Source organism: Kushneria sp. Sum13 (genome assembly GCF_052692355.1).
Map to the genome: position 1 here is coordinate 1,394,654 of NZ_CP199847.1, position 13,459 is coordinate 1,408,112.

The following is a 13,459-nucleotide window of genomic DNA, read 5'->3' on the forward strand; positions in this document are numbered from 1 at the left end:
ATGGCCGCGTCTGACGTGTTGATCGGATCTCACCAAACCGTTGTTGTCGGACTGGGCCGCTCGGGGTTGGCCATTGCAGAGCATCTGACCCGTCGTGGCGAGCCCTTCGTCATGGCGGACACTCGGGCGCAACCGTCCGGGCTTGCCGAGTTTCAGCGTCTTTATCCAGGTGTCGAGGTGCACTGTGGTGACCTGAGCGAGCTGGAGCTTCAAAACGCCGCAAGAATCATCCTGAGCCCCGGCGTGGATGTCCGTACACCCGGTCTGCCACGGTCGGGCCCCGAGATCGTGGGCGAGACGGCCCTTTTTATAGAGGCGCTGGGCGAGCGGGCGCAGCGGCCAATGCTGATTGCCATTACCGGCTCCAACGCCAAGTCAACGGTCACGACACTTGTCGGTGACATGGCGCGCGCCTGCGGTATTGATGTGGCGGTGGGCGGTAATCTGGGCACGCCGGCGCTGACCCTTCTGGCGCAGCGGCCGGAGGCGGCATGCTTTGTGCTGGAGCTTTCGTCCTTTCAGCTGGAAACGACGCCGCAGCTGGGCGCCGATATTGCTGTCCATCTGAATCTCAGCAGTGATCATCTGGACCGGCATGACGGCATGGCCGGCTATGCCCATGCCAAACAGCAGATCTTCAAGGGTGCCGGCGCCGGTATCGTCAATCGTGATGATCCCGCCACCACCCCGTGTGACACGACCCGGCCTGGCCGCACACTTTCCTTTGGTAGCGATCTGCCAGGCCGCGAAAGTGACTGGGGACTTGGCCGGCATGATAGCGATGTCTGGCTGATGAGAGGCAAGCAGCCGGTCATGGCCGCGCACGATGTGATGATGCCGGGACAGCACAACCTGCTCAACGTTCTGGCCGCGCTGGCGGTCGGCCATGAAGCCGGCTGGTCACAGGACATCATGATCGAGACCGTGGCGCATTTTGCGGGTTTGCCGCATCGGGCGCAGCGGGTCGCCGACCTTCATGGGGTGACCTGGATCAACGATTCCAAGGGCACCAACGTGGGCGCCACACTGGCGGCCATCGAGGGCATCGGTGTGACCCTGACCGGACAATTGATTCTGCTGGCCGGCGGTGTCGGGAAGGGCGCCGACTTTACGCCACTGGCCGAGCCACTTGGGCGTTACGGCCGGGCTGCCGTGGTGTATGGGCGTGATCGGGCCCAGCTGGCTCGCGCCCTGGAAAGTACGTTGCCGGTTGTGATCGTGGACACGCTCGAGCAGGCCATGCAACATGCGATGGACATGGCGCAGCCGGATGACGCTGTACTGTTGTCTCCTGCCTGCGCCAGTCTTGATCAGTTCGATAACTTCGAAGCGCGCGGAGACGTCTTCTGTGCGTGGCTTAAACAGTGGCAGCCTCACTCATGAAACCTCTGGCAGAACGTTTTTCCACCGAGCGCCATGCCATCGATGGCTGGCTGGTTCTCTCCGCCATTACGCTGATGGTCATCGGCTGGATCATGGTGACGTCCGCATCAACGGAAGTCGCCAGCAGCCAGACCGGCAACCCCTGGTATTACAGTATTCGCCATGGCATTTTTGTCCTGGCCTCCATGAGCATTGCGCTTCTGGTGATGCGGATCCCGTCGGTATGGTGGCGGGCCAATGGCCCCACCCTGTTGCTTATCGCAGCCATTCTGCTGGCTGCCGTATTGATCGTGGGACGAGAGGTCAACGGCAGTCGCCGCTGGATTCATCTTGGCCCCATCAACCTCCAGGCCTCGGAGGTCGCCAAGTTCTGTCTGATTATCTATGTCGCGGGCTATACCGAGCGCCATCTGACGCGATTAAGGCGTAGCTGGTGGGGATTCATGGCCCCATTGATGCTGACCTTTTCACTGAGCATCCTGCTGATTCTGGAGCCGGACTATGGTGCTGCGGTCGTGATGCTGGCAGCCACCATGGGCGTCCTGCTGCTGGCAGGGGCATCGCTTTGGCGTTTTATACTGCTGGCTGGCGGTGTGGTGACACTTGGCGCCTTTGTCGCCATCTCGGAACCCTATCGTCTTGCCCGTATCTCCAGCTTTCTTGATCCATGGGCCAACCAGTATGGTTCGGGGTATCAGCTGACCCAGGCCCTGATCGCTTTCGGGCGCGGTGGCTGGAGCGGGCTGGGGCTTGGCAATAGTGTGCAGAAACTCTTTTATCTGCCCGAGGCGCATACCGACTTCGTGTTTTCAGTGCTGGCAGAAGAGCTGGGCATGCTGGGCGCCGTGGGTGCGGTCGCACTCTTTGCCATTCTGGTGTATCGCTGTTTTCGCATCGGCCGTAATGCCGAGGAAAGTGGCCATCTCTTTGCAGCCTATGTCTGCTACGGAATAGGCATCATTTTTGCGTCGCAGTCCTTTATCAATGTGGCGGTCAATGCCGGACTCTTGCCCACCAAGGGGCTGACGCTGCCGCTTTTGAGCTATGGTGGCTCGAGTCTGATGGTCAGTGGTGCCATGGTCGGCGTGCTGTTGCGGGTCGATGGTGAAACACGGGGCCGTCGTCGCGCTGCCCGCAAGCGTTCTCGCAGTGAAGCTGCGGAGGTGCCGGCATGATCGCGCGGCCCAAAAGGGCTCTGATCATGGCCGGGGGCACCGGCGGTCACGTCGTACCCGCGCTCTCTCTGGCGCGTGCGCTGCAGGCCCGAGGCGTCGAGATACACTGGCTGGGCACGCCGCGTGGCATTGAAAACACGCTGGTGCCCGAAGCCGGTATCCCGCTGCATCATGTATCGATCGTCGGGCTGCGCGGTAACGGGACGCTGGGCTGGCTCAAGGCGCCCTGGCGACTGTGGAAGGCCGTCGCTCAGGCGCGCCGGATCATCAGATCACTGGATGCCTCGCTGGTGGTCGGGCTGGGCGGTTTTGCCAGCGGTCCTGGCGGGCTGGCCGCCTGGCTGATGAAAAGGCCGCTGGTCATTCACGAACAGAATGCGCTGCCGGGGATGACCAACAAGGCGCTGGCCCGCCTGGCTCGACGCGTTTATGCCGCTTTTCCGGGCGCCTTTGACGAGGCGCGCCATCCGGTCGTGATCGGCAATCCCGTACGTCAGGAGATTGCCGATATCGGTGCGGTCCCTCGTGACGCAGAAATGCTGACGGGACGTCCGCTCAGACTGCTGGTCGTTGGCGGGTCGCTGGGGGCGCAGGTGCTCAATGAGCGGGTTCCCGCAGCGCTGGGTCTGATGGCGGTCGAGGCCCGACCCGATGTGCGCCATCAGGCCGGGAAAAACAAGGATGCCGCGACAGTGGCTGCCTACCAGGCGGCCGGTGTCGAGGCAAACGTCTCCGATTTTATTGGTGACATGGCACAGGCCTATGAATGGGCTGATCTGGTGGTCTGTCGCAGCGGTGCGCTGACAGTGACCGAGCTGGCCGCGGCGGGCAGGGCATCGATTCTGGTGCCGTTTCCACACGCCGTGGATGATCACCAGACCATCAATGCAAACTATCTGGTCAAGGCCGGTGCGGCGCAGTTGATTCCCCAGACGCAGATGAGCGTGCAGACATTGAGCGATACGCTTGCCGAATTGCTGGATGCGCATCGGCTGCTGGAAATGGGACGGTGTGCCAGAAGCGTGGCGCAGCTGGAGGCGACCGACATCATGGCCCAGGGCTGTATGGAGACAGGTTTTGAGTAATCAGGTGCAGGCACGCAGCGGGATGCGTCGTATACGTTGTATTCATTTTGTGGGTATTGGTGGCTCCGGCATGTGCGGTATTGCCGAAGTGCTGGCCAATCAGGGGTTTTGCGTCAGCGGCAGTGACCTGCGCGAGTCCCAGGTCGTGGCGCATCTACGACAGTGCGGCATTCGCGTGGCCATAGGTCATCATGGCGATAACGTGCGTGATGCTGACGTGGTGGTGGTCTCCAGTGCCGTGGACCCGACCAACCCTGAAGTCATGACAGCGCGCGAACATCGGGTGCCGGTGGTGCGTCGTGCCGAAATGCTGGCCGAGCTGATGCGCTTTCGTCACGGCATCGCCGTGGCAGGCACTCATGGCAAGACCACCACGACCAGTCTTACGGCAACGCTGCTGGCCGAAGGCGGTCTTGATCCCACGTTCGTGATCGGCGGTCGCCTGACCAGTGCCGGCAGCAACGCCAAGCTGGGGGAGGGCGAGTACCTGGTGGCCGAGGCGGACGAATCCGACGCTTCCTTTCTGCACCTTCAGCCCATGACGTCCATCGTGACCAACATTGATGCCGATCACATGGCGACCTATGAAGGGGACTTCGGGCGATTGCAGGATACCTTTATCGAATTCCTGCATAACCTACCCTTTTACGGTCTGGCCATTGTCTGCCTTGATGATCCGGTCGTGCGTGAGCTGTTGCCCAGAATTCAGCGTCAGTTCGTCACCTACGGCTTCGACGAGGAAGCCGATTACCGGATTACCGATTTCTCTCAAAAGGGCGACACCGTCTCCTTTATAGCGTGTCGACCTGCGCCACATGATGCCATCAACGTTCGACTCGCCATGCCCGGGCGGCATAATGCGCTTAATGCCATGGCCGCTATTGCAGTTGCCACGGACGCCGGCGTAAGCGACGCCTCGATTGTCCAGGCGCTGGCAGGGTTTGCAGGCGTCGGGCGTCGTTTTCAGGTTCAGGGCCACTACCGACTGCCTGACAGTGGTGACAATGGCCTGCCGGTCATGCTGGTGGACGACTATGGCCATCACCCGCGCGAAGTGGAGATGGTCATTCGTGCGGTCCGCGAAGGCTGGCCGGACCGAAGGCTGGTCATGATCTATCAGCCGCATCGCTATTCCCGAACCCATGACCTTTATGAGGATTTCGTGCGGGTGCTGTCAGGGGTCGATCAGCTTCTGCTTCTTGATGTCTACAGTGCGGGTGAAGCGCCCATTACAGGCGCCGACTCGCGTGCGCTGGCAGGGTCCATTCGTCAGCGCGGGCAGACCTCGCCGCTTTTTGTCGAAAGTCGTGAGGCCCTTGCGGACATATTGAACAACGTGCTCGATGACAATGACATTCTGATCACGCAGGGTGCCGGCGATATTGGCGGTATCAGCATTGCGCTGGCCCATAGCGAACTCAGACTCGATGGAGTTGCCCTGTAATGACCGGGGTTTCCAAAGCCTGTTATCTGGGGCAGGGCGTGCAATGACAACGGCAACTTCCAATCGCCTGCTGGGGCTGATTCTTATCGTGGCACTGCTGGTGGCAGGCGGTCGCACGCTCTGGATATGGCTGGACAAGCCCATTGAGCATGTGTCCATCAGAGGCGATCTGGAATATGTCAACGCCGCCTATCTGCAGGATCAGCTCTCGCCGCTGATCGCAGGAGAAAGCTGGCTATCCGTGGATATTGGCCAGCTGCGCAACGAAGCACTACAGGTGCCCTGGCTCAAGGATGTTCGCCTTTCAAGGCGGTGGCCGAACGCGCTGACATTTGAGCTCTACGAACAGCGCCCCGTGGCATGGTGGAACGATGGCTCATTGCTCAACGCTCAGGGCGAGCCCTTTGCCGCCGGCCCCATTAAAAATGTCGGTACCAAACCATGGCTGGCAGGCCCGCAGGGCAGTGGTCCCGAAGTGCTTGCCTACTATGATGCTCTGAAAAAGCAGTTTGCGCATTTGAACATGACCATTACCCAGCTGCGACTTGAACCTCGTGGTGCCTGGCGTGTACAGCTCGATAATAATTTCTGGATCATGCTCGGGCGAACGGATCTGGACATGCGACTCGAGCGTTTTATTACCGCATGGCAGCGTGGACTTTCCGCAAGTCGTGACGATATCCGTTATATTGATTTGCGTTATCCAAACGGGGTTTCAGTGGCATGGCACGGCGAAAATGACCCTGAAAATGATAATTCGGATGGATAAATGGAACGTTCTCGTTAAGTTGCGTAAAAACACGGCTCCTGAAGGGAAATGGGTATTTCTTTCGCTTTAAAATCACCGTATTCTCGGTAAGTCTTTTCAGTATTATTAACGCGTAATTACGCCAGTTTCTTTTTTAATTGAATGCGATTGAGATAATTGTGCGTATTAACAGGTTGATCAGGGAGTAGGCCCGACCTATGGCAGGAGAAACCAACGCTTCCAATATGGTAGTCGGGCTGGATATCGGAACATCCAAGGTTGTGGCCATTGTTGGACAACCCACCGATGACGGCGGCATAGAGATTGCCGGCATCGGCTCTCACCCCTCCCATGGCATGAAAAAAGGGGTGGTCATCAATATTGAATCCACGGTGCAGTCGATTCAGCGCGCGGTGGAAGAAGCCGAACTCATGGCAGGATGTGACATTCATTCTGTCTATGTCGGTATTGCCGGTAGCCATATCAGCTCCATGAATTCCGATGGGGTTGTGGCCATCAAGGAACGTGAAGTGGCGCCGTCCGATATTGATCGTGTCATTGATTCCGCCCGAGCACGTGCCATTTCCGAAGGTCAGCGAATCCTGCACGTATTGCCGCAGGAATATGCCATCGATACCCAGGAAGGTATCCGTGAGCCGCTGGGCATGTCGGGAGTGCGTCTTGAAGCGCGGGTGCATCTAGTGACAGCGGCACTCAACGCCGTTCAGAATATCGAAAAGTGTGTACGTCGCTGCGGTCTGGAAGTCGATGACATCATTTTGGAACAGCTGGCTTCAAGCTATGCCGTCCTGACCGAGGATGAGCGTGAGCTGGGGGTCTGCATGGTGGATATCGGCGGCGGCACGACCGATATTGCCGTCTTTACCGAAGGCGCCATACGTCATACTGCGGTTATTCCCATTGCCGGCGATCAGGTCACCAATGACATTGCCATGGCACTGCGTACGCCGACCCAGTATGCCGAGGATATCAAGGTCAAATATGCCTGCGCGCTGACACAGCTGGCATCCAGCGATGAAATGATCAAGGTGCCCAGTGTCGGTGATCGGCCGGCACGTGATCTTTCCAGACAACATCTGGCCGAGGTGGTAGAGCCTCGCTATGAAGAGCTTTTTACCCTGGTGCGTGAGGAACTTCGGCGCAGCGGGTATGAAGATCTGGTGGCCGCCGGTATCGTATTGACAGGCGGCACCTCAAGAATGGAAGGGGTGGGGGAGCTGGCAGAAGAAATATTCCATATGCCGGTACGCATTGCCTGTCCGCAGAATGTGCGAGGGCTGGCAGATGTCGTGCGCAATCCAATTTATTCGACCGGCGTTGGTTTGTTACTCTACGGCATGAAGAATTCTCGCTACTCGCGATCTACGGCCCAACCCCGCCGGGATGAGCAGCCAAGACGTTACCAGTCCGAGCGCCAGGACAACGAGCGGCTCTCCTCAACCATTACGCGGATCAAGGGCTGGTTAAAAGGAAATTTCTGACAGGACTGCCTTGGCGGTCCAGGAGACGGGGTTATGTTTGAGCTTGTAGACAATGCGCCATCCAGCAGCGCGGTAATCAAGGTAATCGGCGTAGGTGGTGGCGGCGGCAACGCTGTCAATCACATGGTCGAAAGCAATATCGAAGGCGTTGAATTCATCTGCGCGAATACCGATGCGCAGGCGCTAAAGAGAGTTGCTGCCAAGACCGTTTTGCAACTGGGCAGTGAAATTACCAAGGGATTGGGCGCCGGGGCAAACCCGGAAGTCGGCCGTCAGGCCGCCATGGAAGACCGCGAGCGCATTGCCGAGCTTTTGCAGGGTGCCGATATGGTGTTCATCACTGCCGGCATGGGTGGTGGTACAGGCACCGGCGGTGCACCGGTCGTGGCACAGGTGGCCAAGGAGCTGGGCATTCTGACCGTGGCCGTGGTCACCCGCCCGTTCCCGTTCGAAGGTCCCAAGCGCCAGCGTGCGGCCGAAGAAGGGATGAAAGAACTTTCCGAGCATGTCGACTCCCTGATCACCATTCCGAATGAAAAGCTTCTGACGGTCCTGGGCAAGAATGCCAGCCTGCTGACGGCTTTCAGTGCTGCCAATGATGTGCTTCTGGGTGCCGTACAGGGCATCGCGGAGCTGATCACCAGCCCTGGTATCATCAACGTCGACTTTGCAGACGTTCGCACGGTGATGTCCGAAATGGGCATGGCCATGATGGGTACCGGCACGGCGATGGGTGAAAACCGTGCTCGTGAAGCGGCCGAAAAGGCTATCCGCAGCCCGCTGCTGGAGGATATCGATCTCAACGGCGCGCGCGGCATTCTGGTCAACATTACGGCCGGTCCGGATCTTTCTATCGGCGAGTTCAACGATGTCGGTGCCACGGTCCAGGAGTTTGCTTCTCAGGATGCAACTATCGTGGTGGGTACCGCCATCGATATGGAAATGACCGACGACCTGCGCGTGACTGTTGTGGCAGCAGGCCTTGATGGTCGTGTGGAAAAGGCGACACCGCGTCAGACGCAAACGTCTCGCAGTGACCAGGCTGACTACCGTCGCATGGCGCGCCAGCCGGCCGTTTCACGCCAGCAGGCAGCATCTGCGCGTGAAAAAGAGAAGGAAAAGGAACAGCAGAAGGCGTCTCGCGAATCTCGTGAGCGTCGTCAAAAGTCGCAGGAAATGGACGACTATCTGGACATTCCGGCGTTTTTGCGCCGCCAGGCAGACTGACTTAATTGGGCGGTCCTTCGGGGCCGCCGAATTTTATGATGGTAATAACAATATAAAAATCGACTAATCGAACACTGTTCGTTGTCGAGCCCCAAGGGAACTGTTACCATATAAACAACTGTTTGAATGTTTCCTGCCTGGTAGCCCAGACTATGATCCGTCAAAGAACACTACAGAACACCATTCGCGCGACAGGCGTTGGTCTGCATTCGGGTAAAAAGGTTTACCTGACACTGCGTCCGGCTCCGGCCAACACCGGGATCGTGTTTGTACGTACCGATCTTGACCCGGTCGTTCGTATCCCCGCCCACCCGGAAAATGTCCACTTTACGACCATGTGCACAGCCGTCGCTGTTGGCGATGTGCGTGTCTCCACGGTCGAGCACCTGATGTCGGCCTTTGCCGGTCTGGGCATCGACAATGCCTTCGTTGATCTCAGCGAGCCGGAAGTGCCCATCATGGATGGCAGCGCCGGTCCGTTCGTTTTCCTGATTCAATCGGCAGGTATTGCCGAGCAGGAAGCGGCCAAGAAGTTTATTCGTATCAAGCAGGAGCTGACGGTCAAGGACGGCGACAAGTATGCCACCTTCCTGCCGCATGATGGCTTCAAGGTCAGCTTCGCCATTGATTTTGATCATCCTGTTTTTGCCAATCAGAAGCAGACGACAAGCGTTGATTTCTCAACGACCTCGTTTGTGAAGGAAGTCAGTCGCGCCCGTACCTTTGGCTTCATGCGCGATATCGAGTTCCTGCGTTCACAGAATCTGGCGCTGGGCGGCAGCCTCGACAATGCGATCGTCGTCGACGAGTACCGTATCCTGAACGAGGATGGTCTGCGTTACGAAGATGAGTTCGTGCGCCACAAGGTGCTTGATGCCATCGGCGATCTTTACCAGCTTGGCTACAGCCTGATCGGCGAGTTCCGTGGTTACAAGTCCGGGCACGGGCTCAATAATCAGCTGGTACGCGCGCTGCTTCAGCATCAGGAAGCCTTTGAAATCGTGACCTTCGAAGACCGTGAAGCCTCACCGATTTCCTACTCCGAGCCAGCGATGGCCATGTAGCCTCCGGGGTACATCGGCAGGAACATCAACAGCATAAAAAGGCATCGATCATTGATCGGTGCCTTTTTTGTTGGCAGTGCTCTCTGAATCAACAACTTCTATTCGCTGTCGTGACCGGCATGCGATGCCAGACGCTCCAGTGATTTTTTAAGGCGAGAGCTGGTAGTGTCACGAGCGCATTCGCGAAGCTGATCAGCTGCAGCTTCAGGAAGCTCGCGGGCTCGTTCATGCGGCACATAGGTGGGCCGAATGGGGCGCACCTTGAAGGTCAGGCCTTCAAGCTCTTGAAAGGCGGGAAGCTGTCGCAGCAGGGTTAAAAGACGCTGGCGCTCAAAACGCAGCCAGGTCAGCCATACGGCACGATCTGTCATCAGCGTCAGATGACCATCATGATAGCCACCAACACGGACATGATCCTTCAGCTCGTCAGGCAGCGTTGCAAGAAGATGCTCCTGCGCTTCAAGAAGCACGCCTGCAGTATGAATCAGAGGTGCCAGAGCGCCTCGGGTGCGTAACAATTGCCCCACGGGCTGGGCGCGTACTCCTTTACCCTTTATACTCATGGCCCTGCCGCGCGATCATTAAGGATAGCGCCAATTTATCACGGCTGATCCTCAGATTGACAGCATGACCCATCCCGCTCGCACATTCCGCCTGCCACGGGGCTTCAGGACTCGATGGTGGCTGGCCGGCATTCTGATTGGCTGCCTTTTGCCGATCGGTATGGCCGATGCTCGCCTTGATGGCACGGCTGCCCAGCTGATCCGAATCTGTTTCCATTCGCCAGAACATATTCGCGCCGAGTCGCGTCGCCGTTATCGTCTCAGGCGTCTGGTGCTGCGCGTCTGGTGTCTGCCGGTGACGCTGTTTGATGTTGTACGTGCGGTATTGCCTGTGCGGCCCTGGCTTGGCATGCCGACAGGCCATGATGTGCTATCGCGACGAGGCCCGCCTTCGACGTGTCATTGCCCTTTTTAACGACATGACACGACGACACAGGATAAAGAGATGCTGAATACGCTGTTACGAAAAATGGTCGGCAGCAAGAACGACCGTGAAATCAGACGCCTGCGCAAGATCGTTACCCGGATCAACGCGCTGGAAGAGTCCATTAGCGCCCTTGACGACAGCGCGCTCCAGCAGCAGACCATCGTGTTGCGCGAGCGGCTTGCCAACGGCGAGACGCTTGAAAAATTGTTGCCCGAAGCCTTTGCCACCGTTCGCGAGGCCACCAAACGTGTGATGGGCATGCGTCAGTTCGATGTCCAGATGATTGGCGGCATGGCCCTCAATGAAGGCCGGATTGCCGAGATGAAAACCGGCGAGGGCAAGACGCTGGTGGCAACGCTTGCCGTTTACCTCAATGCGCTGCCGGGGCTGGGCGTTCACGTGGTCACGGTCAACGATTATCTGGCGCGTCGTGATGCGGACTGGATGCGCCCGCTGTATGAATTTCTGGGTCTGTCCGTGGGCGTTATCTACGCGGGCCAGCAGCCGCGCGACAAGCGCAACGCCTATGCCTGCGATATCACCTACGGCACCAACAACGAATACGGCTTTGACTACCTGCGCGACAACATGGCCTTCTCTCAGGCCGACAAGGTCCAGCGCAGGCTCAATTACGCCATTATCGACGAAGTGGATTCGATCCTGATCGATGAAGCGCGCACGCCGCTGATCATTTCAGGTCCGGTGGATGAAAACGTCGATATCTATCGCACCATTCATCAGCTGGTCGCACCGCTGGTCCCCAGCGAGGATCCGGAAGATCCTGAAACCGGCGATTTCGTCATCGATGAGAAGCAAAAGCAGATCGAGCTGACCGAGCGCGGGCACAACGAGATTGAAAACCTTCTGCGCCAGGCCAGTCTCCTGCCGGATGAAGACTCCCTGTACGCCGCACACAACCTGGGGCTTTTGCATCACGTAGGCGCTGCGCTGAGGGCCAAGCATCTTTTCCATCGCGATGTGGATTATGTGGTGGCCAAGGGTGAGGTCATCATCGTCGATGAGCATACCGGTCGTACCATGCACGGTCGTCGCTGGTCGGAAGGTCTCCATCAGGCGGTTGAAGCCAAGGAGAACGTGGAAGTCCAGAAGGAAAGCCAGACCCTGGCCTCTACCACCTTCCAGAACTATTTCCGTCTCTACGACAAGCTTTCCGGGATGACCGGCACGGCCGATACCGAAGCCTTCGAGTTCCGTGAGATTTACGATCTCGACGTTCTGGTGATACCGACCAACAAGCCAAGGGCGCGAAAGGATCTCAACGATCTGGTCTTCATGACGACTCACGAGAAGTTCGAGGCCATCATCGAAGACATCAAGGTGAAGCAGGCCGAAGGCAGGCCGGTGCTGGTCGGTACAGCATCGATCGAAAGCTCCGAAGTGCTCTCCGAGATGATGCGCAAGCAGCAGCTTGCCCATAACGTTCTCAATGCCAAGCAGCATGATCGTGAAGCGGAAATCATTGCTCAGGCCGGGCGTCCGGCGGCGGTCACCATTGCCACCAACATGGCCGGTCGCGGTACCGACATCATGCTGGGCGGTAACTGGGAGTCCGAGGTCGCCGCACTGGATAGCCCGAGCGATGCCGCCATCGAGGCGGTCAAGGCTGAATGGAAAAAGCGTCACGATGCGGTTATCGAGGCCGGCGGTCTGCATGTCATCGGCACCGAGCGTCACGAGTCGCGCCGTATCGATAATCAGCTGCGCGGGCGTTCCGGCCGCCAGGGCGACCCGGGCTCAACCCGGTTTTTCCTGTCGCTGGAAGATAACCTGATGCGTCTGTTTGGCTCCGAGCGCGTCCAGAAAATGATGGGCGTTCTGGGTCTCGAGAAGGGCGAGGCCATTGAGCACAAGATGGTCAGCAATGCCGTCGAGCGTGCTCAGCGCAAGGTGGAAGGTCGCAACTTCGACATGCGAAAGCAGCTGCTGGAGTACGATGATGTGGCCAACGACCAGCGTCGCGTTGTCTATGATCAGCGAGACGAGATCCTGGCCTCCGACGACGTTTCCGACAACGTTCAGGGCCTGCGTGTCGAGATGCTCGATTACGCCATCTCAAGCTATGTGCCGCCTCAGAGCCTGGCCGAGCAGTGGGATCTGCCCGGACTTGAAGAGCATCTGCGTCAGGAATTCAATCTTGATGCTCCGGTCGTTGCCTGGGCGCGTGACGATGAAGGCTTCCACGAAGAGATGCTGCGCGAGCGACTGCACGAGCAGCTTCGCCAGGCCTGGGAGGCGAAGGAAGCGTCCGTGGGCGACGAGACCATGCGCCGCTTTGAAAAGCAGGTCATGCTTCAGGTGCTCGATACCCGCTGGAAGGAACATCTGCAGTCGATGGACCATCTTCGTCGCGGCATTCACCTGCGCGGTTACGCCCAGAAAAACCCCAAGCAGGAATACAAGCGCGAATCCTTCGAGCTGTTCCAGACGCTTTTGCACAACATCAAATCCGATGTCGTGCGCATCCTCAGCCATGTTCAAATCCGTCAGCAGGCGGATCCGGAAATGCTTGAGCGTGAGCGCCGTGAACATCTACAGCGTGAACAGCAAGCCAGCGAGATGACACGTACCGATGTTGCTCATGAAGATGTGCCGGCGCCCGAGATCAGCGAAGAGGCGGTTGCTGCGGCTGAAGCCGTGCAGAACCCGACCGTGCGTCGTGACGAGCCGAAGGTTGGTCGTAATGACCTTTGCCCGTGTGGATCCGGCAAGAAGTACAAGCACTGTCACGGCAGTCTCGATCAATAATCTTTGATGTACCCGCACTGCCCGGTGACCGTACAGGCGCCGGGCAGGCCACAGGAACAGCACAGGGGAGTGGTC

Annotated in this window: 11 protein-coding genes; 10 read left to right on the forward strand and 1 reads right to left on the reverse strand. The window is 58.3% G+C overall.

The genetic code is table 11. The features are described from left to right. From murD to lpxC, 8 genes are all read left to right on the forward strand, one after another. Entirely contained in the window at nucleotides 1–1,383 is a 1,383-nt protein-coding gene (murD, locus tag ACUN8C_RS06570; RefSeq protein WP_445621445.1) for a UDP-N-acetylmuramoyl-L-alanine--D-glutamate ligase, read from the forward strand. Next, complete coding sequence (gene ftsW / locus ACUN8C_RS06575; protein ID WP_108843825.1) at nucleotides 1,380–2,558, forward strand: putative lipid II flippase FtsW; 1,179 nt, start codon at nucleotides 1,380–1,382, stop codon at nucleotides 2,556–2,558. The genes murD and ftsW overlap by 4 nt, the downstream gene beginning before the upstream one ends. Next, nucleotides 2,555–3,643 (forward strand): undecaprenyldiphospho-muramoylpentapeptide beta-N-acetylglucosaminyltransferase, encoded by a 1,089-nt coding sequence (gene murG, locus ACUN8C_RS06580; protein WP_445621446.1) that lies wholly within the window; start codon nucleotides 2,555–2,557, stop codon nucleotides 3,641–3,643. The genes ftsW and murG overlap by 4 nt, the downstream gene beginning before the upstream one ends. Nucleotides 3,644–3,665: 22 nt before the next feature. Next, a complete protein-coding gene (gene murC, locus ACUN8C_RS06585; RefSeq protein WP_445621447.1) occupies nucleotides 3,666–5,087 on the forward strand; it encodes a UDP-N-acetylmuramate--L-alanine ligase in 1,422 nt (473 codons plus the stop codon). A gap of 43 nt (nucleotides 5,088–5,130) precedes the next feature. Continuing rightward, a complete protein-coding gene (locus ACUN8C_RS06590; protein ID WP_445621448.1) occupies nucleotides 5,131–5,856 on the forward strand; it encodes a cell division protein FtsQ/DivIB in 726 nt (241 codons plus the stop codon). A gap of 197 nt (nucleotides 5,857–6,053) precedes the next feature. Continuing rightward, complete coding sequence (gene ftsA / locus ACUN8C_RS06595; protein WP_108843821.1) at nucleotides 6,054–7,337, forward strand: cell division protein FtsA; 1,284 nt, start codon at nucleotides 6,054–6,056, stop codon at nucleotides 7,335–7,337. Nucleotides 7,338–7,370: 33 nt separating this feature from the next. Next, entirely contained in the window at nucleotides 7,371–8,564 is a 1,194-nt protein-coding gene (gene ftsZ / locus ACUN8C_RS06600; protein WP_108843820.1) for a cell division protein FtsZ, read from the forward strand. Nucleotides 8,565–8,716: 152 nt separating this feature from the next. After that, on the forward strand, nucleotides 8,717–9,628 hold the full coding sequence (gene lpxC, locus ACUN8C_RS06605) for a UDP-3-O-acyl-N-acetylglucosamine deacetylase (RefSeq protein WP_108843819.1): 912 nt from the start codon (nucleotides 8,717–8,719) through the stop codon (nucleotides 9,626–9,628). Between the two features lie 98 nt (nucleotides 9,629–9,726). On the opposite strand, the gene ACUN8C_RS06610 is transcribed toward lpxC, so the two are convergent. Then, on the reverse strand, nucleotides 9,727–10,155 hold the full coding sequence (locus ACUN8C_RS06610; RefSeq protein WP_445621449.1) for a DUF721 domain-containing protein: 429 nt from the start codon (nucleotides 10,153–10,155) through the stop codon (nucleotides 9,727–9,729). Nucleotides 10,156–10,255: 100 nt separating this feature from the next. On the opposite strand from ACUN8C_RS06610, the gene ACUN8C_RS06615 reads away from it, so the two are divergent. Next, nucleotides 10,256–10,606, forward strand: a complete 351-nt coding sequence (locus tag ACUN8C_RS06615; protein ID WP_108843817.1) for a hypothetical protein — start codon at nucleotides 10,256–10,258, stop codon at nucleotides 10,604–10,606. A 30-nt stretch (nucleotides 10,607–10,636) separates the two neighbouring features. Next, nucleotides 10,637–13,384 (forward strand): preprotein translocase subunit SecA, encoded by a 2,748-nt coding sequence (gene secA, locus ACUN8C_RS06620; RefSeq protein WP_445621450.1) that lies wholly within the window; start codon nucleotides 10,637–10,639, stop codon nucleotides 13,382–13,384. Nucleotides 13,385–13,459: the final 75 nt, after the last annotated feature.